At 37.8% G+C, this 24,126-nt stretch carries 17 protein-coding genes; 2 read left to right on the top strand and 15 right to left on the bottom strand.

From position 1 onward, the window contains the following. Positions 1 to 9: 9 nt before the first annotated feature. The 9 genes from flgK to CDZ89_RS02795 all read right to left on the bottom strand — a co-directional run bounded on the left by flgK (position 10) and on the right by CDZ89_RS02795 (position 9,356). On the bottom strand, positions 10 to 1,872 hold the full coding sequence (gene flgK / locus CDZ89_RS02840; RefSeq protein WP_100333210.1) for a flagellar hook-associated protein FlgK: 1,863 nt from the start codon (positions 1,870 to 1,872) through the stop codon (positions 10 to 12). A gap of 11 nt (positions 1,873 to 1,883) precedes the next feature. Beyond that, positions 1,884 to 2,351, bottom strand: a complete 468-nt coding sequence (locus CDZ89_RS02835; RefSeq protein ID WP_100333209.1) for a flagellar protein FlgN — start codon at positions 2,349 to 2,351, stop codon at positions 1,884 to 1,886. A 253-nt stretch (positions 2,352 to 2,604) separates the two neighbouring features. Beyond that, positions 2,605 to 2,871, bottom strand: coding sequence for a flagellar biosynthesis anti-sigma factor FlgM (flgM, locus tag CDZ89_RS02830; RefSeq protein WP_100333208.1), 267 nt, complete (start codon positions 2,869 to 2,871; stop codon positions 2,605 to 2,607). 60 nt (positions 2,872 to 2,931) lie between these two features. Further along, on the bottom strand, positions 2,932 to 3,363 hold the full coding sequence (locus CDZ89_RS02825) for a TIGR03826 family flagellar region protein (protein WP_100333207.1): 432 nt from the start codon (positions 3,361 to 3,363) through the stop codon (positions 2,932 to 2,934). Between the two features lie 58 nt (positions 3,364 to 3,421). Beyond that, the gene (locus tag CDZ89_RS02820) at positions 3,422 to 3,892 is read right to left on the bottom strand and encodes a ComF family protein (RefSeq protein WP_227521427.1); all 471 of its coding nucleotides are present in this window, start codon (positions 3,890 to 3,892) and stop codon (positions 3,422 to 3,424) included. Positions 3,893 to 4,067: 175 nt separating this feature from the next. Further along, the gene (locus tag CDZ89_RS02815) at positions 4,068 to 5,516 is read right to left on the bottom strand and encodes an ATP-dependent helicase ComFA (protein WP_100333205.1); all 1,449 of its coding nucleotides are present in this window, start codon (positions 5,514 to 5,516) and stop codon (positions 4,068 to 4,070) included. Between the two features lie 57 nt (positions 5,517 to 5,573). Next, positions 5,574 to 6,416 (bottom strand): DegV family protein, encoded by an 843-nt coding sequence (locus tag CDZ89_RS02810; protein ID WP_096156593.1) that lies wholly within the window; start codon positions 6,414 to 6,416, stop codon positions 5,574 to 5,576. A gap of 731 nt (positions 6,417 to 7,147) precedes the next feature. Next, on the bottom strand, positions 7,148 to 7,843 hold the full coding sequence (locus CDZ89_RS02805) for a response regulator (RefSeq protein WP_100333204.1): 696 nt from the start codon (positions 7,841 to 7,843) through the stop codon (positions 7,148 to 7,150). Between the two features lie 370 nt (positions 7,844 to 8,213). Next, the gene (locus CDZ89_RS02795; RefSeq protein WP_100333202.1) at positions 8,214 to 9,356 is read right to left on the bottom strand and encodes a sensor histidine kinase; all 1,143 of its coding nucleotides are present in this window, start codon (positions 9,354 to 9,356) and stop codon (positions 8,214 to 8,216) included. 633 nt (positions 9,357 to 9,989) lie between these two features. Between CDZ89_RS02795 and CDZ89_RS02790 the strand changes: the two genes are divergently transcribed. Continuing rightward, entirely contained in the window at positions 9,990 to 10,634 is a 645-nt protein-coding gene (locus CDZ89_RS02790; protein WP_100333201.1) for a YigZ family protein, read from the top strand. Between the two features lie 19 nt (positions 10,635 to 10,653). Continuing rightward, positions 10,654 to 11,616, top strand: coding sequence for an LCP family protein (locus CDZ89_RS02785; protein WP_100333200.1), 963 nt, complete (start codon positions 10,654 to 10,656; stop codon positions 11,614 to 11,616). Between the two features lie 36 nt (positions 11,617 to 11,652). Here the strand turns inward: CDZ89_RS02785 and CDZ89_RS02780 are convergent, their stop codons facing one another. The 6 genes from CDZ89_RS02780 to CDZ89_RS20345 all read right to left on the bottom strand — a co-directional run bounded on the left by CDZ89_RS02780 (position 11,653) and on the right by CDZ89_RS20345 (position 23,913). Then, positions 11,653 to 12,714 carry a glycosyltransferase family 4 protein gene (locus CDZ89_RS02780; RefSeq protein WP_100333199.1) on the bottom strand — a complete coding sequence of 354 codons (1,062 nt, stop codon included), beginning with the start codon at positions 12,712 to 12,714 and terminating at the stop codon, positions 11,653 to 11,655. A 280-nt stretch (positions 12,715 to 12,994) separates the two neighbouring features. Then, positions 12,995 to 14,092: a glycosyltransferase family 4 protein gene (locus CDZ89_RS02775; protein ID WP_227521426.1), complete on the bottom strand. Its 1,098-nt coding sequence runs from the start codon at positions 14,090 to 14,092 to the stop codon at positions 12,995 to 12,997. 92 nt (positions 14,093 to 14,184) lie between these two features. Then, complete coding sequence (gene murJ, locus CDZ89_RS02770) at positions 14,185 to 15,699, bottom strand: murein biosynthesis integral membrane protein MurJ (RefSeq protein WP_100333198.1); 1,515 nt, start codon at positions 15,697 to 15,699, stop codon at positions 14,185 to 14,187. Between the two features lie 515 nt (positions 15,700 to 16,214). Beyond that, positions 16,215 to 16,919: a hypothetical protein gene (locus CDZ89_RS02765; RefSeq protein ID WP_100333197.1), complete on the bottom strand. Its 705-nt coding sequence runs from the start codon at positions 16,917 to 16,919 to the stop codon at positions 16,215 to 16,217. A gap of 97 nt (positions 16,920 to 17,016) precedes the next feature. Continuing rightward, on the bottom strand, positions 17,017 to 19,095 hold the full coding sequence (locus tag CDZ89_RS02760; RefSeq protein WP_198508223.1) for a cell wall-binding repeat-containing protein: 2,079 nt from the start codon (positions 19,093 to 19,095) through the stop codon (positions 17,017 to 17,019). A 294-nt stretch (positions 19,096 to 19,389) separates the two neighbouring features. After that, positions 19,390 to 23,913 (bottom strand): cell wall-binding repeat-containing protein, encoded by a 4,524-nt coding sequence (locus tag CDZ89_RS20345; RefSeq protein WP_319830026.1) that lies wholly within the window; start codon positions 23,911 to 23,913, stop codon positions 19,390 to 19,392. Between the last annotated feature and the right edge of the window lie 213 nt (positions 23,914 to 24,126).

Here is a 24,126-nt window from a genome sequence, read left to right as displayed (position 1 = left end):
TGCGGTCACCTACCTTCCTGCTAATCCCATGCCGTTAATTATTCTATCTAACAGTTCGTCTGTTAATGTAATCATTCTAGCCGAAGCGTTATAAGCATGTTGAAATTGAATCATGTTTGTCATTTCTTCATCTAGAGAGACAGAACTAATAGATTGTCGTCTCTGGTCTACAGATGACTTTAACACTTCACTGTTGTACGAAAGTCGATCGGCTTCTTGTGCGTCTACTGCCATACCTCCAATAACACTCTCGTAATAGTTTTGGATAGTAGTCGTTACACCACCAATGCTTAATGGTCTATTTTTTACTTCTGCAAGTGCAATTGCTCCACTACCGTCCCCTAAATTACCTTTAACAGGCCCTTTTTCTACTAGATTGAAAGACCATTTGTCTCCTTCTTTTACTCTTGTAAAATCAATGGACGCAGCATTTAAGTTAAGGTTTGTTGGTGGCGTGCTTCCTGTAAAGCCTGGGTTATTTTCCAGGTTTGTTATTAAGTTGTCAAACGATTGAAAGTTATTAGATTCGAATACGTTTGTAACAGGGTTTGTTGAACGATCATTAATTTTATATTTATATTCTAGTTGGTTTGTTGTAGGGTTTTTCATCGTCAAAATTTCAACAGAAACGTTTGTTAAGTTACCAAATCCATTAAATGTCCCATCTACTACTAATCCATTATTAAATGTGGATGCTGCGATATTGTCTAGTGAAGTCATAATTGCCGCATCAAGGCTTATGTTGCTTGCAGCACCTTCTCTAGCATTTAACGGTTCAAAGAAATTGAAAGTAATATGCTCTCCGGCATCCATACTAGAATTGCTCCAACTCGCATTATGAACTCGGTTTAATTCTGCTATAAAGTCGTAAGCAATCGTATCGAGATGCTTATTCATATCAGGATAAATTCCTTTTGATTCGTTTCCTACCATGTATCCGTAAGATTCTATTAAACCTTTAAACTTTCCACTAGAGCTAAATTGGGAAACTGTAATTCCCACATCACCAATTTTAATGTCTCTTACAAGACCCGTTTTATCATCAAAATCTAAGGAAATAGGTCTTGTACGAAAAGAATTGCCATCAACTATTACACCATTTATTCCTGTTGGAAATCCTTTATCGTCCACAATTTCAATGGTGTATTTACCCTCTGCAATTTCCATTGCATTTCCACCCGAACCAACTCTCGTCACTTTAATATTTACAAGTTGGGATAATTCATCGACAAGTCGATCTCGCTCATCATATAAGTCGTTCGGTAGCAATCCGTGAGGTTCAACTTCCGAGATTTGTTTATTTAGATTATTAATTCTGTTGGATATTGAATTAATTTGCTTTGCCGTAACATCTAATTCATTTTTCAAATCTTGTTGTATGGATTGAATGGAATTGGATAAGTAGTTAAATGTATCTGCTACTGCAATTCCACGCTGTCTTACAACGGAGCGAGCTCCTGAGTTCGTTGGATTAACAGCTAAATCTTGGAATGATTGCCAAAAGCGGTCAAGTGTTTTGGATAGACCTGTTTCGGACGGTTCATTCATTATTTCTTCCATCTTTTGTAAGGAGTCTGCACGTGCTGTCCAATACCCGTGTTTGTTGTTTTCTCCACGAAATTGTATATCTAGGAAACTTTCACGTACACGTTGAATGCTACCAGCTTGTACACCAGTTCCGAGCTGCCCTGGAATTTGCGGGCGATTCATGGATGCTGGAGGATATGGTTCTGTTTGCACAAAGTTTACACGTTGGCGCGAGAACCCTGGTGTGTTCGCATTGGCGATATTATGACCTGTTACTTGCAAGGCCGTCTGTTGTGTTGTTAGTCCTCTTCTTGCTACTTCCAAACTGTGAAACGTTGAACGCATATTGGTTCCTCCTAAGCTTTTGAATCAAAAATCGAACGCGATGATGTTATCGGTGCTTTTTTAGCTGTTGGCTTGTCGTATGTGACTTGGGTTTCTGGGCCTTTTAGTGTATTCATGGTTACGTTTATGAATTGTAACGATTGTTGTAAAAGTTGTTGGTTAAGTTCGTTTTGTTCTTTTAGTTGTAGAACGATTGTAGTTAGTTCTTCTTTTAGTTGTGCTAATTTATTTGTATCAGAGCCGCTTGTGCTCTCTATTAGAGTAGTGATGGTGCCGTCTGCGTTTGGCATAAGTTTTAGGCGTTCTATCTCTAGCTGGCCAATAGCTTGTACAAGCTTTTGTTCTTCTTTGAGCAGTGATTGTAGTTCGTCTGGGTTGCCAGATTTGATTAGTTCTGTTTTGGATACTGCTTGTTCGAGCAATCGTTGATGAAGCGTGAGTATTTTTTCTAGTAGTATGGTGATGTTTTGTATAGACATTCATAACCCCACTTTCATCTTAGAATTCATTTATGATTCGTTTCTAGACAGTTGAGCTTCGCGGCATGTACTTCGCTTTCCGCGGGCGGTCGCGGGAGCCTCCTCGGCGCATGCGCCTGTGGGGTCTCCCTTGACTCGCTTTCCCGCAGGAGTCTCGCACATGCCGCGAAGCTCAACTTAGGTGTAGTAATATTTAAGCTAGGTTCTAGAATGAAGGTTATATATTTATTCCTATAACCCACCCACTAAGCTACTACTTACCTCCGAAATAAAAATCCGTCATTTTCGCCGCTATTGTTTTTGCGTCTACTTGGTATGTGCCATTCTGGACTGCGATTTTTAGTTGGGCTACTTTTTCTTTGCGGGCTTCTTGGAATTGTGACGTTTCTTGTAGTCCTTTTGCTTCGGGTGAGATTTCTACTTTGTCACTTTTTGGCCCTGTGTTTGTTTGTTGGACAGGCTTTTCCATTTGCTTTCGATATGGGTTAACTCCCATCTGTCCGATATTATTTATTTTCATAAGATCCCTCTTTTCGATTCAACATATCTATATCGTTTATCGGTAGTTTTATAAAAATGTTTATTCTTTCTCCCAATTTCCTTTTGCGCGGTCTACTGCGTAATATGTTTTCGAAGCTCTCAACGCTTCTTTCTTTCGCTCATCTTCACGTTCTGCTTGTGCAAGGTCTGTTTGAATTACACTGCTACAGTTTACGCACAATCTACCGGTACGTGTAAACTCGCCGCATCGGTCACAAGGATACCCGAGATTTGGAAATTGCGCCAGAGAAATTCGACCCTTTTTAATAAATTTTACTAGAAGACTCTCCGTAGCGCCAGTCGCCTCGATTACTTGCTCCATCGTCGCCGTACGATTGGCACGTCTGCGAATAAATTTATACACTTCATCAAATATCTTTTCTTCCGTTTTTGCACACTCTGTACAAACTTCACGAAATGCATTTTTTACAAATATAGCTCCACAATTCGGGCAATTTTCAACATTGCTCATGATGATACCCCTCTCACATAAATATCTACTATTAATATCGGCATGGGGTAAACAATGTTTAACTCCGAATCAATGTAAGGCTGTACACTTCCTTTGCTCCACCGTCTTTCAAAACTTTCGCCGCCATCCGTAGCGTCATCCCGGTTGTGTAAATGTCATCAATTAGCACAATCGATTCTCCTTTCACATCCCCATTTAACTGAAAAACATTCGCTAACTGTAAACGCTCCTGTCTCGATTTTTTCGACTGTTTTTCCGATTCATTTCGTTTAAGTGCATAAGCGACCTTACCACCAAAAAGTAATTCTGCCTGATTAAAACCTCTCTCAAACAACCGCTCCTCACTTAGTGGTATAGGAACAATTAGGGGATTCTGATTTTCAAAATAATGACGAAACAGCCTCTTCATTTCCTGTTGGAAAACTTCCGCCAATACTACATCGCCACGGAACTTATACCGAGCTAACACTTCTTTCATAAAGTCATTGTACCGATATAACGAAACATTTCGTGTCAACGTCGCTTGCAACTTGTGCTCCTCCCACCTCACACAATCCTCACACAAACCACTTCCTGGTCTAAAACAAACTCTGCATGTTTGACCAGTAATTTTTTCAAACCGCTCCTCACACTTATCACATACCCGTTTTTCCTTTTCTAACTGAAAAAGTGCTGTCCACCCGAACTTCGCATCCGTCGCTTGATCACATATGAAGCATCGACTCACGTTCCGCCAACCTCCTTGCCTCTTCATTCATCTTCACAATATGGTTTCGTGCCGCCACCATCTCTTTTGTTTTTCCATAATGAAAAAATGTAACATCCCCACTAGGGTACGAAGCACTTCTCCCTACCCGGCCAGCTATTTGTACTAACGCACTTTCTGTAAAAATGTGGTCATCCGCACCGAGCACAGCCACTTGGACGTTTGGTACAGTTACGCCACGTTCGAGAATAGTCGTTGTCACTAACATCTGTATTTCTCCTTTTCGAAACTTCGCTACTTTTTCTTTCCTTTCAGGGTCCTCTGCATGAACTCCAGCTACGTTGGAATCCTGTAAAATCGCCAAAACTTTTTCAATATGCTCGATCCTCGGGACAAAAAGAAATGTTTGAGTTCGTTGAGCTTGTATCCATTTCAAAATTGGCTTTGGCAGTTTCCCTTTTTCTAACTTCTTACTCCATTTGCCACACCACTCGAAACGTGGGACTGGTAAAGGGTGGCCGTGATATCGTTGTGGAATTTTGATAGCCTTTAGTGTTTTCGTGTGGACTAGGTTTTGCATCGGTTTGGAAGGTGTCGCTGATAAATAGATGATCGCACTTTTATCTTTTCGTGCTTCTTGAACAGCGTGTTGTAAACTTCTGTCATATGAGTAAGGAAAGGCGTCGACCTCGTCGATTATGATGGTGTCGAATGCGTTGTAGTACCTAAGTAGTTGGTGTGTCGTAGAAATAGTAATGTCGCACGAGGTTTTCTTTCGGTCTTCGCTGCCGCCGTATAAAGTGGCGACTTCAATTGTTGAGAATGCTTGCTTGATTCGTGGTGAGAGTTCGAGTACGACGTCTGTTCGTGGAGTCGCGATACACACTTTGTGGCCAAGTTGAAGGGCTCTTTCGATGCCAGGAAAAAGTACTTCTGTTTTGCCAGCGCCACAAACTGCCCAAACTAGAAGCTCGTCTTGCTGTTCGACCGTTCGAATAACTTCGGTTGCGGCACGTTGTTGGAAGGAAGAAAGTGTGCCAGTCCAGTGAAGAAGTTTGTCGGAAGTTGGTTGTTTTGTATCGTCGGGTCCGTTCCACGAAACGAGTGGTGAGCATTCACTAACTCGCCCCATCATGATGCAGTTTCGACAATAGGTGCAAAGTTTGTTGCATCGTGCGCAATGATAGGAGCCGAATAGGTGTAGGTCGTTGTTACTACAACGTGGGCAGTATGGCTTATTCTGCTTCTTAATGATAGGTTGGTGCAGTGAGAGGTGGCCATTTCGGTAATGAGCGCGTAGGAGCTCCGTTGGGAAATTCAGTTCCTCTACGGGTAGGCGTTTTCTCAAGAGAAAATGTTTTAGGTCTTGGGAGTAGGTGAAGTTTGGGTTGAGTGGTGGTGTTGAAACGTTTATGTGTTTGTGGAAAAATTGCCATGTTTCACGCAAAAATGATTCCTCCTTTTTAAAGAAGAGATGCTAGTATGGTGGCTAGCATCTCAGGTATTATTTTGTGTACCAGCCAAGGCCGATTGCGCCTTCACCTAGGTGAGTGCCGATTACGGGGCCGAAGTAGCTGATGAAAAATTCTACGTGTGGGTATTTTGCTTCTAGTTCTGTTTTGTATGCTTGTACTTCTTCTTCGCGGTTGGCGTGGATGATTACAGCTCGCATTGGTTTTTGTTTGTCTGCGTCTTCTTCGAACAGTTCAAAAACTCGTTTGATTGCTTTTTTGCGTGTGCGTATTTTTTCGAATGGCACGATTTTTTTGTCTACGAAGTGAAGTAGTGGTTTCACTTGTAATAGGCTTCCAACGATTGCTTGAGCACTGCTTAGGCGACCGCCGCGTTGTAGGTGTGATAGGTCGTCCACCATGAAGTAGGCACGTTTTGTTAGCTTGATTTCTTCCATGCGGGCCATGATTTCTTCCGGTGATTTGCCTTCTTTGGCCATTTCAGCTGCTTCAAGTACGAAGAAGCCTTGGATCATCGCGCTGATTTCCGAGTCGAATGGGTACACTTTGATGTTGTCGACCATTTCGGCTGCTGCTACTGCGCCTTGGTATGTTCCAGAGATGCCGCTAGATAAGTGGATGCTGATGACTGCATCGTATTCTTTGCCTAGGTTTTCGTATAGTTGTACAAATTGGCCGATTGCCGGTTGGGATGTAGATGGCAAGTTTGGTTTGTTTTTTACTTCTGTATAAAAGTCTTCTACTTTAAGTTCCACTTCTTCTTGGTAGGATTCTTCACCGAAGATGACATTTAGTGGAATCATATATATATTATGCTGTTTTCGTAACGCTTCTGGGATGTACGCCGTACTGTCAGTTACTATCGCGGTTTTCATGATTGGTTATCCTTCCTTGTACGTAAATGTCTTCTTTCTTCTACTATAGATTGTACACGAATTGGACACAAGTTTCATTAGTAGTTTGAAAAAATTGGTGTGTGGGATTTAGTGCACGGTATGATCCTCCTAGAAAAACAATGAATCTTGCATCATGCCCCCTAATTCGTGACATGTCCCTACTACCTTAAGAAAAACTATCCATCTAACCATTTTGTACATAAAATTAGATGGTTTTTTCTAAGAAAACAACAAAATTTGTTGATTTTTTGTTTAAAACCCTCTTATATCATATACGCGTATGCCTATTAAATGGTATAAATCAATGTTTTGTGTGCGGCAAACTGCCGTTTGTGTGCTCCTAGCGGCTAAAGTTGATCGCCTAGACACAATTTTTGCGCACCTGAGGGCGAAAGTTGTGCATCTAAACCAAAAAATCGTGCGCCAAGCTAAAATATACCCCCTGTGCCATGCCTGATTGTCCGCATGTTATGCGTTTTCGTCCGGATGTTAGCAACTTTCGTCCGCATCTGCGACATCTTCGTCTGGATCTCGGCAACTTCCGTCCACTTCTCTGTACTTCTTGTCCGCTTCTTCAATTTAACATATTACAGTCCAGAAATAAGTTCAATCAGACAATCGATCGCTCGGCTCTTATCAAAGACTCACAACACAGACAATAAAAAAACCCCAGCATCATCTGCTGAGGGTTAAACTTTTGTTAGTTGGTGTTATTTTACTTCTACCCAACCATTTTTTATTGCTACAATTACCGCTTGTGTACGGTCGTTTACGTTCATTTTTTGTAAGATGTTACTTACGTGGTTTTTAACTGTTTTTTCACTAATGTATAGTGTTTCACCAATCGTTTTATTGCTTTGGCCGTCTGCTAGTAATTGAAGTACTTCGCATTCGCGGCGAGTTAATAAGTGTAGTGGTCGGCGAATTTCTACTTGTTTGTAAGCTAGTCCAACACCACCACCAGAAGCAATACCTTCGGATAAACGACGGTATTCTTTTACTAAGTTATGTGTTACTTTTGGGTGCAAGTAAGAGCCGCCTTCTGCAACAACTTTCACTGCATCTACTAGTGCATCTGCATCCATGTCTTTTAAAAGGTAGCCGCGCGCACCTGTTTTTAGGACGTGCGTTACGTAGTTTTCATCATCGTGGATAGATAGAACAATGACTTTTGCCTCTGGGTATGCTTCTACAAGCTTTTGGGTTGCTTCGACACCGTTCATTTGTGGCATGTTTATGTCCATGATGACTACATCTGGCATATATTTTTCCATTAAGTCTAGTGCTTCGATGCCGTCGTCGCCTTCTGCTATTACGTTAAAGTTTGTTTCAAAATCTAATATGCGTTTTACACCTTCGCGGAAAAGTTGGTGGTCATCAATGATTACAATCTTAGTCGTTTCCATTGTTCTTCCTCCCTATGTATTTATCTTGTTCGTCCTTAAATTAGAATTAGTTTATAACGCTGTTTATTTGCGAGCAAGACTTCGCTTTCAGCGGGCGTGTCTAGTTCCAGCGGCTAGCTCCTCGAGACATAAGCCATGGTCATCTAGAGGGCAAAGAACACCCTCTAGCCGCCCCTGTCTTATGCTTGTCGGAGCTGAACAAGCCGCTTCCAACTTTTCGTGGCGCCGGGAGCCTCCTCGGTGCATCCGCACCTGTGGGGTCTCCCGTTTCCCGCTTTTCCCGCAGGAGTCTTCGTCTTGCTCGCAAATAAACATCTGGGGAATGTATGTAAACCAATTGAGCACAAACACTTCTAATTTAAAAACAATTTTATCTAACTGGAACGCGGATGATGACGAGTGTTCCGTTGCCGATTTTGGATTGGATACTTAATTCGCCTTCTATTAATTCCATTCTCTCTTTCATTCCAATTAGACCGAATGATTGATCTTTTTTTATGTTTGTGTCGAATCCTACACCGTCGTCTTTTATTAAGACCGTGATAGAGTCTTTTCTCATTTCACATTTCACTTGAATTAATTTGGCTTTCGCATGCTTGATCGCATTTTGGACTGACTCTTGTACAAGACGGAAAAGAGCTACTTCTAGATTAGATTCACTTCTTTTCTCTTCCCCTAAAAACGAAAATACAATCCTTGGCTTGCCGCCGTGGTATTCTTCAATTGTTGTGATATATTTTTTCAATGTAGGAATTAATCCTAAATCGTCTAATGCCATAGGTCGTAGGTCATAAATGATGCGACGAACCTCATATAGAGCAGAACGCACCATCGTTTTTAAATCGCGAATCTCTTTTAATGCTTGCTCTGGGCCGCGTTCGCGATATGTTCTCTCAATTAAATCTGAGCGCATCATAACGTTGGCAAGCATTTGGGCTGGGCCATCGTGAATTTCTCGAGAAAGTCGTCTTCTTTCTTCCTCTTGTGCTTCCATTATTTTAAAGCCGAACTCTCTTCTCTCAGCAACGTCGGCAACGAGTTCGCCAACCTGTTGTAAGTCACTTTGAACGTAATTTAAAATAACAGATATTTGGCTCACTAAATGGTCGGCGCGATCGATTGTTTCATGTAATTTAATGAGACGTCTTTCGATGTCATCCCTTCTCGATCTAAGTTGCTGTTCTTTTTGCGCCAATGTGTTTAATTCTAGTTGTAACTCGTGAGCTTGATCATAAGCTTGTCTTATTTGTTCTTCTGAGTATGTTTTAAATTGACGACTTACTTCAGATAGTCGACTACGAGCAAACCGTACTTTTGTTTCTAGTTTTTCTTGAGCATGTATGAGTTGCGCAATCTCCAACTTGATACCTTGCAATTCTGCTTCCAGACCTTCAAATTCTTGACGGGAAGTTTCACCGATTTCAAAAATGTCCGTTTTACTCGTTTCAACGGCATTCACCATTTTTTCAATGATTACATCTAATTGTTTTGAGTTTATAACTTTACGCGACATAGGTCATCCTCCAAAAGACCCTGTATTCTTAGAAGAATATTTAAAAGTCTTCTTTAAACAGTGGTTCATAGTACCTACTATAACACAATAACGTACTCCCTATACTATTCCACGCCCGACAAAGTTTTCCGTCGGTCTTGTCGAAATTTGTTCTTCAGTTGTTTTATCGGCAACTAATTTCACTTATATAGTTGCCAATATCAATAATGTTTTCTTTCCAAAACCGTGTTGGTTATTAAATCAATTTAAATAATTTGTAACACCGTTGAATTTACCATTATTTGTAACCTATAGTGAATTGGAGCGGAAGGCACTTGACTCCTGCGGGAAGTAGAGCGAAGCGTGAGACCCCACAGGCGGGTTCGCCGAGGAGGCTCACGTCGCTCCCCGCGGAAAGCAAGTGCCTGCAGCGGAAATGAACGGACATGTCCCATTAAATAAACTAATTGTGAATCAAGTAATTAAGAATGATTAAAATATAAACACATTACAATTACATTAAATATTTCAAAAACTGTCGAATTTAGTCTGTTTGGCACAATTTAATAATTGAAGTAAGACACCCATAACTTTATAATAGGTAGAGTATGGTTTTTCCACATACCATACAATTGGTTTTAAGGAGAGTTGAACTTGTTAGCTCAATACTATACCGTCAAAGGTTATGGCGAGCACGAAATTGTCATCCAAAAATCGAGATTTATTGCACATGTGAATAGAGCAACAACAGAAGAAGAAGCACAAAGCTTCATTCAAGAAATAAAAAAGAAACATTGGAATGCCACTCACAATTGTTCTGCCTACCTAATAGGAGAAGCAGATCATATTCAAAAAGCAAACGATGACGGTGAGCCAAGCGGCACAGCCGGTGTTCCTATTCTCGAAGTCCTAAAGAAAAAAGGATTAAAAGATACAGTAGTAGTTATTACCCGATATTACGGGGGAATTAAACTTGGCGCAGGTGGCTTAATCCGCGCATACGGAAAATGTACATCGGAAGGTTTAGCAGATACTGGTATAGTGGAAAGAAAACTAATGAGAGTGATGCACACAACTTTCGATTACACACTTTTAGGAAAAGCAGAAAATGAACTCCGAAATTCCACTACGTATACTATAAAAGACATACACTATTTAGCCGATGTTGAAATGGAAGTATACGTGGCAGAAGGACAAAAGCAACAGTACGTCGAGTGGATGATAGAACTGACCAACGGGAAAAGTAATACTGTTGAAGGGGAAGAAATATATTTAGAAGAGCCTGCACGTAATATGTAATTTGAGGAGATTATAACTTATGAAATATAATGCCCGTATGGAAAAGAGACATAAAAAGAAAAGAAGACGATTTTTACTTGTTTTACCATTGCTTTTCTTTATCATGATGGGACTCGTTTATGGTAGTTTTATAACGTATAAAGCTATTGTGGCAGCTGGTGATGCACATTTAGATTTGAAGCGTGGAGGAAAGTCTGAACTTCGTGACAAAGTAGTAGACCCTGGAAAAGATAATATAAGCGTCTTATTTTTAGGTGTTGATGATGGAGGTAGCCGTAATTTTGGTGATAGCGCAAGAACAGATGCTATTATGGTAGCAACCTTTAATAGAAAAGATAAAAGTGTCAAGATGTTAAGTATTCCACGTGATTCGTATGTCATGCAGCCTGATCGGGGTACGTATGATAAAATCAATCATGCCCACGCTTTCCATGGAATAGATGGAGTCGTTAATACGGTAGAAGATTTGTTGGATATACCAGTTGATTATTATGTTCGAATGAATTTTACTGCATTTATTGAAGTAGTTGAAGCTTTAGGTGGAATAGAAGTGGATGTGCCTATTTCTTTTACAGAAATGGACAGTCATGATAGAAAAAATGCAATATCATTAGAAAAAGGTGTTCAAGTTATAAATGGAGAGGAAGCCCTCGCATTAGCTAGAACAAGAAAATTAGACAACGATATTGAGCGTGGAAAACGTCAACAGCTAATTGTACAAGGAATTATTAAGGAAGCAGCTTCGGTATCGTCCATCACGAGTTACGGAAATGTAATTGATGCTTTAGGTAATAACATTACGACGAATATGCGTTTTTCACAACTCGTCGCTCTACATGATTATGCTTTAGGTCTTTCAACAGAATCTTTATCTATTAGTGGACAGGATTCACGTATAAATGGTGTTTATTATTACCAATTAGATGAACAATCTTTAGCGGAAGTAAAGAGAGAACTTCGTCAGCATTTACAATTAAATTAAGGTAAAAAAAACCCCTTCATCAGTGAAGGGGATTTTTTATTGTCTTCCGAACACTTTTCTATAGAACTTTAAGAATGGTTTATTTCTCATTTTAACAGCACCGACTAATTCTGCAATTACATGTAAGATCAATGCTAAAACAATCATTATAATAATGGTTCCGAGTAATGTTGCAGAAGTTAAGAATACGGCACACATACTAAAGAATATTCCAAAGCCGTACATAACAAGAACTGTGTTTCGGTGTGAGAATCCTATTGCTAACAGACGATGGTGTAAATGGCTTTTATCTGGAGCAGATATTGGTTGTTTATTTAAAAGCCTTCGAATAATAGCAAACGCAGTGTCAAAAACTGGTACACCTAAAATGATAATAGGTATAAATAAGCTGAATAACGTAACACTTTTGTATAAACCTAATAAAGAAAAAACTGATATACAATATCCTAAAAATAAGGCTCCTGTATCACCCATAAATATCTTTGCTGGGTGGAAATTAAAAAATAAGAAACCGATTGTACTACCTAAGACAATTAAAGAAAGGATTAAAATTAAATCTTTGCCAGCAATAAATGCTAGTACAGCAATGGTGGCAATCGCAATAGATGAGATTCCTGCTGCTAATCCATCTAAACCGTCAATTAAATTAATTGCATTTGTAATTCCGACAATCCAGAAGATAGTAAGTGGGATTGCGAACCAACCGATATGGAAAGATTCTAAAACAAAAGGGATTGAGATATATTCAATTCGTAAACCTGTCATCACAATAATGCCTGCAGCTGCTAATTGACCGAGTAACTTCCATTTTGCGCTTAATTCGTATTTATCATCTAGTACACCTATAATAACGATGATAATACCACCAACAATAATGCCAGTTATTCTTTCGTTGTATAGTCCTGTTGCAAAATATCCAGCAACCACTCCAATAAATATTCCAAGTCCACCAAGCCGTGGCATAACTTTTTGATGAACTTTTCTATTGTTAGGTTGATCGGTTGCTCCAATTTTATGTGCAAATTTTATAACAAACGGTGTAATGATAAGGACTGTCAAAAAAGATACAAAAAATGCAATTAGAAATTTTATGTCCATTTTATTACCACCCAATTCATAAGTAAGTTCATAAATATTTTCTCTCTATTTCTTTCTTCTATTACTAGATGATTTTGACAATTTGCATATTCTTTCATTTTAACCATTACAAAGTGCATTATAGCATAATTCATGTAAACTATTAAACTACCTTAATATTAAAATATGATGACAAGCTGTTAACCACTATGGAACATAAGTCTTATCTATTTTGGTTGGACATTCATTAGACGTATTTGATTCAAAAAAGTTTCATGTGTTAATATTAAATACTTCTAAATTATTTATCTTTTTGTGTACTTAGTCCGTAGAGTTTTAAGACATGATTAATCATTTTTCTTTCGTCATTTTTGTCCGCCTGATTTTCTCCTTCTTGAACAATGGAAGCGATATTGGATTTGTCGTTTAACAACTGGATAATTCCATCAAATAATGACTCAGGGTTTTTCGCCTCAACCAGTACACCAGCTCCACCTTGTAAAAGATAAGACAGTCCGCCAACATTAGTTCCAACAACTGGTGTGTGACAAGACATAGCCTCTAATGCAACTAGGCCAAAACCTTCTAAGTGGGAAGGTAAGATAAATGCTTCGGCAGCAGACATCCATTGAGCTACTTCAGCCTGTGGTTTTGCATCCATTATCGTAACACTTCCTATGTCCTTACTTATTGAAGTAATCTTTTCATAAAAATCATTACTTTTTTTTGTTCCTATAATATATAACGAAACATTCGGGATTTCTTTTTTCACTTTGTCAAATGCCACTAAAAGCTCTAAGATGCCTTTTTGTTCGATTAAATTCCCTACAAACAAAAGTGGAATCTCATCTGGTCCAATCTGACATTGTTGTCGAGCTAGTTTCTTTTCAATAGGTAAAAACACATCTCGATTTACTCCCATATTGATAATCGATATTTTTTCAGTTGGAACTTGAAAATCTTCGTGTATAGCCCTCTTTAATTCTTGTCCAACCGCAATAATATGATCACTCTCTTGCAAAATGTAATTTGTCCATTTTAGTATTAGCGGATTTGTCTTACTCATCCTATCAATATCGCCACCATGGGCCGTAACAATCAATCGCTTGTTAAAAAATTTTTTATATAATAAACCAAGGATTCCAGTTGGAAATACATAATGAGCATGTACTACATCATAACTTTTCCCTTTTGTTGCGACATTCCATAACGTTTTTAATCCCCATTGAAAATATTTCTTTATTAATGCACCTTTAGAATTATTCGTATTTGTTATAGCTAAAACGTCTACTTCAAGCCCTCTACCTTTAAGTGCTTTCACTTGATTTTCTACAAAAATGCCGAATGTTTTAGACTTTTCACTTGGATACATGTTGCTTAAAACTAAAACTTTTTTCATTTATCTCACCTGTTCAATCTGCAAATTTGTACATTATTTGAGTTAATAATTATAAGTTCGGTTCGTATATTAGTCATAATAATGAAAAGAACTCATTTAGCTAATTTTTTTAATTTACTACTCCTCAGAATTTCTCTTAAAGATTCTACTTTGAGTAAAAACAGTGCAATAAAGTAAACTGGTACGCCAATTATTATGGCAGTGATAATATAAAAGACATTTCCGAATCCCTCTAAATATTGAACTACAAGGAGAAGTAAACCGATCATACAAATTGTACTTATGGCTATTTTAGTATACTCTAACCCGATTCTTCTTAGATTAAAACCACCAACAAGCTTATATAATGTTGTAAAAGTTATTGCTGAATAGATAAAACCTACTAAAGATGTGGAAAGTGCTAATCCTACAGGTCCCATCAACTTTGATAGAATAGCGTTAAAAATAACATTTAATATTATGGAAAAAATCCCCACCCTTAAAATATAATGTCCTTTTTCTAACGTGTAAAAACCTTTTGCAATAACAGCTTGAATACTATAGAACAATACGGAACCGATATAAAAAATGGCATACTCACTTGTTAAAGAAGTAGCTATTGAGTCAAAAGCCCCTCTTTCATATACTAATTGGACAAGTGGTTTCATTAGTAATACCATTCCCGCAACAGCAGGGGCTAAAAACAGGAACATAAAGGATAATCCTTTTTCTATTCCATTTTTAAACAACAAATCATTATTTTGCGATTTAGCTTCTGCTAATATAGGAAAGATAATCGTCGCAATCACGACACCAAAAATAGCTTGTGGTATATTTACTAGTCGGAATGCATAATTTAAGTTTGTTACAACACCTTCACCCAATCCTGCTGCAAATAACGTGTTCACAAACATGTTAATCTGCCCGACTGCGATTGTTAAGCCAACTGGAAGAAACACAATGTAAAACATTTGCACTTCTTTACGATTTATTTTTTGTTTCCAATTCAAAAAGTTTGCAGGTTTTAAATATAAAAGCTTCATGATCAAGGAAATAATGGTTCCGACAAAGTAGCCTATAGGAACGGAATATATCCCTATATGGCTATGTAAAATAATCATTGAACCAATGGTACAAATAACTACGATTGTTTGTGAAAATGTAGAAAATGAAAATTTCTTTTTCGCATCGAAGTATCCTTCATATACAGCATTAACTCCAACTAGCACAACCGCTGCAAAATAAAAAATTAATGTCCAGACAGCAACTTCAGCCGCCTGATCCGTAAAGCTAGGATAAAAGAAACGGATAATATATGGGGAAGCAATAATTCCTGCTAAGGATATAATTACTCCTATACCAAATGTCCCTTTCACAATATTCGTTAAGTGAGAAAATCCTTTGTTATCTTTTTCATATTTATAATAACTTGGTAAAAATGCACCTTTCATACCTGTTAACATAAAAAGAATGATTGCAGTAGGAATAGTCATCGCTGCAAAGTATGCATCTGTAATAGAGGATGAACCAAAGTAATAACCAATTGTGACATCTCTTAACATACTTGAAAATTTCAAGAAAAAAGTAGAAAAAAGCAATAAAATACTCGCAACTTTCAATTTAGACATATGTACACCTACAATCTATAATGATCAACCTTCTTTTTCTACGGCTGTGTTAAAGTTCGTTGTTGATTTCCGTGCAAGGCTTCGCTTTCCGCGTGCGGTAAAAAGAAAGGTTATTTTCACTGTCGTGAAAAAACCTACTCCTCGGCGCATGCGCCTGTGGGATCTTCCGCTCCTCGCTTCTCCCGCAGGACAAGGAAGGCTACGACAGGGATGCATTTTCGAGGAGTCTCAGCCTTGCACGGAAATCAACATGTATTAGTATAAAATTATCAACACTAAGCTATAACACAGCTTTTTCTATAAAAAACTACACTGAAATCACGATACCATAACACCATTTTTTCTACAATATATTTAGAACTTAAGAACATATTTTCAAAGCGACAGTTCATCGGAGTCAACACTTGAAGGTTCAAGAGAGAAATAAGATAACACACCGTTGTTGTCTTATCGGAAGTAGACGTCTTATGAAGCTTTCTAAACAGAAAGGCTGTCCAATTCGGACAGCCTTTCATTCACTCGATATTGCTAAGTAACGTTTCACCTTTATATCCATACTCCCCAGTTACTTCAAATGTTTCTTTTATTAATCCATATTTCGGAGCATAGTAACGAGTATAAATCGTTTCTGCACCTTCTACTTCGTCAGTTATTTTTTTCACCACATAAACTTGTTCAAAAGTGCCATAAGGAACTTCCACCACAGAGTTTGTCTCAATTAGTTCCCAACTAGCTTTTGCTGTCTCATCTAAGCTAAGTACCACTTCAATATTATTAGATGAAGCAAATGTGTCTAACATACTCTTTTCATAGTCAGTAGCTTCTTCATCATATACGAGTGTTATCTCATTTTCTGTCCATTTAAAAATTTGAGTACCCGCATGTCCACCAATAACATAGGCGAATTGTATGAAGTCTTCGTTTTCTGCGATAACAAACTCTGTCAGAATAGGTTCTTCTCCATCCGTGAATGTCTTCTTCATGCCAACGGTTGGTTTATATAATTGAAGTCCAACCAACTTATCTACGTCATGATTAGACGGGCTCTCATTATCCTCTTCAACGTCTTCTTCTTGCCCCTCATTTTCAGTTAACGTTTCTTCCTCTTTTTCATCTACACGCTGTTCTACGTCTTTTTTCGTTTCTTCTACGCTATTTTTACAGCCAATAACAATAACTATTAAGCTACAAGTTATGAGTAGCATAAAGAATTTTTTCATTATCAGTCATCACCTTTCATAAAGAGAACTCGATATACATGCCTTAGAAGGCACTATCGAGTTCTTTATCTTATTCTACTCTAATTTTACACAAAACTTATTTTACTCTATTTCTCACAACATCAATTGTACTATTACTTACCGCTTCTGTACCACCAATAGGCTTTAATGTATTAATGCGATTTTTAGCACCATAAGACATTAAATAAGATTCTACATTTTGGTTTCTAGTTGCACTAGTTAACACGAGTGGTGCTCCATTATGAATAGCTAACGGTGCCGCTGCTAATGCATCTGGGAAGTTTTGACCTGTTGAAAGTAAAATAGATTCTCCAGTGAATACTCCGTCAAAATGCCACAATAAGCTTGCAAGTGTATCGTATCTGTTAGGACCAGATAGCCTTGTGACTTTACTAGAAGTTGCACTTCCTTTTACTTTCTGTTCCACTGAAGGCGAAATAGCAAGTGTTCCTCCAACAATTACGGTTTCTTTGTTTTTCACAAAAGATAATGCCTCATTTGTAATCTCGTTAGGAGCAGTTAACAGAATTCCCCAACCATTAGCTGCTGCAATAGGCGCTGCCGCTAATGCATCTGCATAGTTACTACCTGAAGCAACAAACATACCATTTGTTTGACCAAGCTCTGTAAGGATGGCTGCATTGGTCGCATATCGATTTGCACCACTCAATCTTGTCGTACTTAAACCTGCATTTATTAATGTTTTTTCTGTTTCTTCTTTAACAGCTATTGTTCCACCAACTATTACAACATGATTTGCATTTAATCGATTAATTTCTGCTAGAACTTCTGGATTTAGTCCAGTAGATTTTGTCAGTAATATTGGTGCATTTCCATATTTAGATGTTAATGGGCCTGCTGATAACGCATCGGCAAAATGCTCTCCAGTAGCTAGAATAACCGTTTTATGTTCCTTATCATTTGCAAATCCATTTGGATACATTTCTTTTGAAATTTCTAGTGCAGTAGCATATCGACTTGCACCGGAAATTCTTTTAACAGCTACAACTCTATCAACTTTTATATTCGAATTATTCGTCCATACTACATTGTTAGAAGGAATAGTAACTACTTTAGCATTTGTATATTGCTTAGCAACCGACTCCGCTTGGAAGTAGTCTACATAACTACCTACTAAAGTATTACCGTTGTATGCTTCATACTTCGTTGGGATATAGTTTGACCATAAAATAAAGTTCGTTCTATCTTGAACAACCCTTACATTACTTTGTTTTTCAGCAAAAGATATCGCATCACGTTCATTAGTGAATTCACCTAATTTAGTACCTAATTTGTTAAACACATGGAATTTATCACTAGTATAAATAAATTGTTGTTTGTCTTTATCGAATACTTTTACGAACGTTTTTTGGTTTCCTGCATATGTTAACGCTTCATCTCTTGATTTAAATGTAGCAAGCTTTTTCCCTTTTTCATCAAAGACTTCGAATACTTTAAAATAATCAATAACTGCTTTTGCTAATGCATCTGCAGATTGTTGTTGAAAAGTTGTAGTTCTAATTAATCTTTCCTCATCTCTATTAGTCATATAACCTAATTCAACTAATACAGCTGGCATTTGTGCATTTCTTATCACGAAGAAACTTTGCGTATTACGAACCTTTCTATCTATTAATCCCGTTTTCTTTAACACTTCGGAATGTACGAAGTCAGCAAAACGTTTATTTTCATTTACTAAAGTTAACTGCATAGGGTCAGGAGGATATGTTGGATTGTAATGGTTAATACCATCATAATAATACGTTTCTAATCCTCTAACGTGTGGATTAGATGGTACCGCATTGTGATGAATCGAAAGAAGCAGACTATTATCATGGTTTCCTTGAACAAATGAATTTGCTACTCTAGTTCTTTCTGCTAAGTCCTCTGCATTTGTTTGGGCAAAGTGAACATCTGTACTTCTCGTCATATAGACTTTGATATCTGTATTTTTCAGCGCATCTCTTAGTTTTAAAGCAATATCTAATGCAGCGCTTTTTTCACAATATCCAGTTTGTGCACCTGTTAAACCACATGTGCCTGGAAATCGTCCTCCATGTCCAGGATCAATAACTAATACTTTCTCTGCCAAAGTCGATAGCGGAAAAACTAACAACAAAACTCCCATTAAAAATAAAACTCTTAACTTACTCACTTTTGTAACAAAACCCCCTAAATTGTAATAAATGACGAATCTTGTTATATTATACCACCTATTTTTGTCGAAATAGAGTACTATTTTAATTGAAAAATTACCCAATAACTTCATTATTATGAACTAGTTTAATAGTGTATAAAATCGAAGTAGCTACTAAGTGCTAGATTAAGATAATATTTTTTAAAAAATTAGACGAGTTCATTTAACTAAATGAGGTTGAAATATATTTTTGTCTTTTTAGCGCAAAAGAAAAAGCCGCCTGGAATACCAGACAACTTTTCCTATTACTAATTATTTCAATAAGCTAACTAACTTATTGTAAACTTCAGTAGATATAGCAATAGTTCCACCAACAACTGTTAATGTTTCTACGCCGTTTTCTTTTACAAAAGTTTCTACTTCAGCAGGAACGTTGTTACCTACTAATAACATACCAGTTCCATCTTTTGCAGCGCTTGCAGCGCCAGCAAGTGCATCTGCAAACTGTCTACCAGTAGCAACATAGAAATGGTCTGCATCGTTGTTGAAGTGCTTAACAACATTTAATGCCGTTTCATATCTATTCTTACCACCAATACGAGTTGGGTTTGGTAAACTTGCTAATTCGTTGTTAGATACCGCCAATGTTCCACCAACTACAATCGATTTCTTTGGAGCAAGTCCAACTAAAGCAGATTGAGTTTGTTGTGGTAACGCCTTACCGTTTGTTAATAAGATAGGCATACCATTTTGTGCAGCGTATGAAGCAACAGCTAATGCATCTGGGAAGTTCGTTCCATTTACTACTACTACCCCATTGTTTGCACCTTGTGGAGCTACTTCGAATGCAATTGCAGCAGCCGTTGCATATCTGTTCGCACCAGAAATACGTTTAACATTAACGCCTTCTGCTTTTAGCGCAGCTTCTACTTCAGCACTAACAGCACCAGTTCCACCTAAAACATAAACTGTTTTCGCACCAAGACGTGCAATTTCAGCTTTTGTTACAGCTGGTAATGTTTTTGTACCAGTTAATAGAAGTGGAGCATCATGTTTTTTAGCTAAAGGAACACCAGCTAATGCATCCGCATAATCATCTCCACGAGCGATTACAACTACATCAGAAGTTTCCCATCCAGCTTTACTTAACTCAACAGCTGTTTCGTAACGGCTTGTACCGCTTACACGGTCCACGCGTTCTTCGCTCTCGTTACGATAGATTGTTACTTTTTCTACAGCAGTATGGCCTGCAGCATCCGTTAATACAACGTTGAATGTGTTGTAACCTATTTGCAATGGTAATGTGTTTTCAAAAGTTACATTTGCAGGAACAATACGATAACTTGCTCGCAAAAATTCTTGACTTCCATTAATAGCTAAAGATAAATAGTCATAGTTATCTTTTAAATGGAATGTTGCCGTTACTTCTTCTACGTCATGGTCTACAAATTTAGGAACTTTCACTTCTAATGTCGGAGCAGTTGTATCAATGTATACAACACGGTTAATAGAGAATTCGTTACCTTCTAAGTCCGTTGCTGTTACAATGATATCTTTTTCTCCTTCAGAAGTGAAAGTAGCAACCGTATCAAAATAGTATCTACCTTCAGTGTACGTTAAAGCTGCTTCTACACCGTTTACAGTTACAGACGCAACTTTCACGTTGTCTGTAGCATATCCAGCTACCGGTACTTCATAACTAGTATAGAATCCACCTAAAACAGGAGTGCTTTGACCTACCACTACTGATGGTAAAGAAGAGTCATTTATACTAGCTACTTTCTCGCTGTAGTTTCCAACTCTGTCAAATGCAGCAATTTCGATTAGAGAAGCGCTATCCACTTCACTCATATCAAGTGTGCCTTCAGTATCTTTCGATTCGGTTACAAGAGTTCCGTTTACATAAATACCAATTAAATCTACACCAACACCAGCATCTTCAACATTCCAAGATAAAACTTTATTCTGGATTGTTGCATCGATTACTGGACCAGTAGAGTCTACTACAACAGGGAATTTATAAGACTGCCATCCCGCACCAGCATAGTCGACTTTCCCTTTAATTTCATAGTAGTACTTTCCGTCTTCAACAGTTTTATTGTTTACTGTTCCATCCCAAGTACGAGTTGCAATATTTGAAACAGATGAACCTGATCCACCGTTGATGAAGTTTTTACGCACGTTTTCTTGACGTAATATAGTACGTAGAGATTTTTCATCTTCGCTTAATACGTTAAATTGCACTTCTTTCGCATTTCTCAAGAATGAAATGTATGGACGAATATTAGTGAAATATCCAGCATCAACATTAGGGTTAATTGCATAATACTTCTCATCGCCATCTTGAAGTACTGGAGTTAAATATAATCCTCCATTAAGTGTAGATACCATGTCACCAGGAAGGCCATAATACTTTGTTTCACCAAAGAAGCCTAATCCGTCTAGAATAGCTGGACGATCCCATTTACCATAGAATCCTAAGAATGGTACAGATAATTCTGCTTCAATACCTTTTTCATCCGTTAATGTTACGAAACCTTCAACAAAAATATCTTCTTGAAGTTTACCTAATCCAGGTATTTTTGCATTTGTTAAATCTAACGTTACAGTAAAGTCAACAGAGTCACCTGCTGGAACTGTAACTGTTGATGGAGCAGTAACTTTCACCCCTTCAAAGTCACCTGCGATTAATGCGTTAATATCGTCACCATATGAATCTACTGCAAATGTATCAGTAAGAGTTCTTACATCTACATCATACTTTACTGTCTCATCAGAAATATTTTTTGCTGTTAGTGTAAAGGATACAACTTTGTTTTCGAAGTCATAAAGCTCTACTTTACCTTCATTTGTTTCTTTTGAAACAACATAAACTGGTGTATCAACTGCGCTAAATGTTTGCATCATACCAGCACCTTGACGACGTGGTGAGAATGGCTGATCATTTAGATCATTAATAACTTTACCCGTGTTCATTAATAAAACTTTCGCAAGTCTAGTACGGTCGCCTGCAGTTAAATCTGTAAAACGCTCATCAGATTTTAAGTATTGTTGTACTAATGCCGCACCACCAGCTACGTGTGGAGCTGCCATTGAAGTACCACTCTTAACTGCATACTTGTTATTAGACATAGTAGAGTTAATATTTCCACCTGGAGCAGTAAGCTCTGGCTTTAATTCTAAACTTGGAGTAGTTCCCCACGAAGTGAATTCAGTCATACGACCAAATTCAGGATCCTCGGAGCGCTTTAATTCTTCCACTTCAAGAGTTGTTCCACCAGCTTCTAATGCAGCTTCTAATGCAGCTCCATCTTCAACTTGAATTTTCATGAATGGAATGTGCCATCCACCTTGGTTTTCCCAGAAAAATGCCGCAGGGTTATGGTTATAAACGATAATACCACTTGCTCCTGCTTCAGCAGCATTCTTTGTTTTATCAAAGAAAGTTAGAGCTCCACGTGGCATAACTACAACTTTACCTGCTACATCCACACCATCATAGTCAGCAGGATGTCCTAGTTTACCACCTAAACTCACTAGTTCTGCGCCTTCAAGACCATCCCAACTATCCATACCATAACCAACAGCTGTGAAATCTTCGTTACCTTCTACATTGATAGTGTGTTGATATAAGTAGCCTACGTTACCTGATGCAGCTACTTGAATTGTGTCTCTATTTAATCCAGGAGCTCCAACTAAACCGATATCTGGGTTTTGGAATAATGGATTCCAAAATCCATAACCGATATGTCCAGAGTTACCTGCTGAAACAGAGCTTACAATACCGTTCTCAACTGCACGTGTAATAGCTAAATCTTCAGGGCTATCTACCTCATAGAAAGAAGCAGTAGAACCTAAGCTCATGTTAAGTACATCTGCACCTAATTTAATCGCTTCATCGATAGCCACTAAGTATACATCTGACCAAGTTGTTGCAATAACAGGGTCATTAGAGAAGACTTTCATCCCTAAAACTTGTGCTTCTGGAGCAACACCGAAGATTTCTCCGTTCGCAACAACTGTTCCTGCAACGTGCATACCATGGTCATTAGTTGCAGCATTTAAGTCTAATACTTGTTGATTTTTATCATAATAGTTGTAACCGTAAGGAACTTTATCAGTAAAGAATTTACCTTTTAATCCTTTTTCAGCTACTAAACTATTAACTAAATTCTTTGTTAGTGTAAAGTCCGTTTCCGGGCTTAGTACAAAGTCTTTATGAGATGGATCAATACCTGAATCAATTACAGCTACGATCATCCCTTCTCCTTTAAACTTTGCATCTCCCCATGTTAAAGCGGATTGAATGAAACCGTGACTTGTATTCATTTGAGGTTCTGGAGGATAATACTCGTTGCTTAAGTAAACTTTGCTAACTGAACTTAACGCTTCGATTTTAGAGATGTCGCCATAAGCAACTTCACCACTGAAGCCGTTAAATACAGTATTAAAAGAGTTAATTTCTTTTAATGATACACCTTTAGATCCGATTTCAGTCTTTACTCTTTCTTGTAAAGAAACCGCTTTGTTATGAAGGCTTGTTTTTGTGCTTTCGGATAATTCTTTATATAAAACCCCTTGTTTTGTAGCGTACTCAATAGGAGTTTCTCCCGATAATTCAACGATTACCCTTACTTTATCTGTTGCACTAAATTGATGAAGCGCTTCTTCTTTTACGTCTTCTACTTTTTCATAACCCGCTTGTTCTAAAGCATTTCTTAGCTGATCCTGTTTGGATACATTTGCACTTGAATTAGTTGCAAATCCAAATTGGAAGCTTGAAAAAACTAATAAAAAAATCATTACGTATGCTAACAATTTACGATACTTTCCCAAAACTTTTCCTCCCCCATGATTATCTTATTTCAGTAAGTATGTATGTTTCTCTATGTTGAACTGGTAGATTTATACTAATCTACCAAAAATACAAAAACATACCACTCCTTTCTACTAATTCCTTTTTGTAGTACACTTCAATATTTTATCGAATATAAACAATTTAGTCAATTAGATATATTCAGAATTTTTACATAGTACGACATAACTACT

The sequence above is a fragment of the Bacillus alkalisoli genome (assembly GCF_002797415.1).
Lineage (GTDB): Bacteria > Bacillota > Bacilli > Bacillales > Bacillaceae_I > Bacillus_CD > Bacillus_CD alkalisoli.
This window is presented reverse-complemented; position numbering and strand designations above follow the sequence as displayed.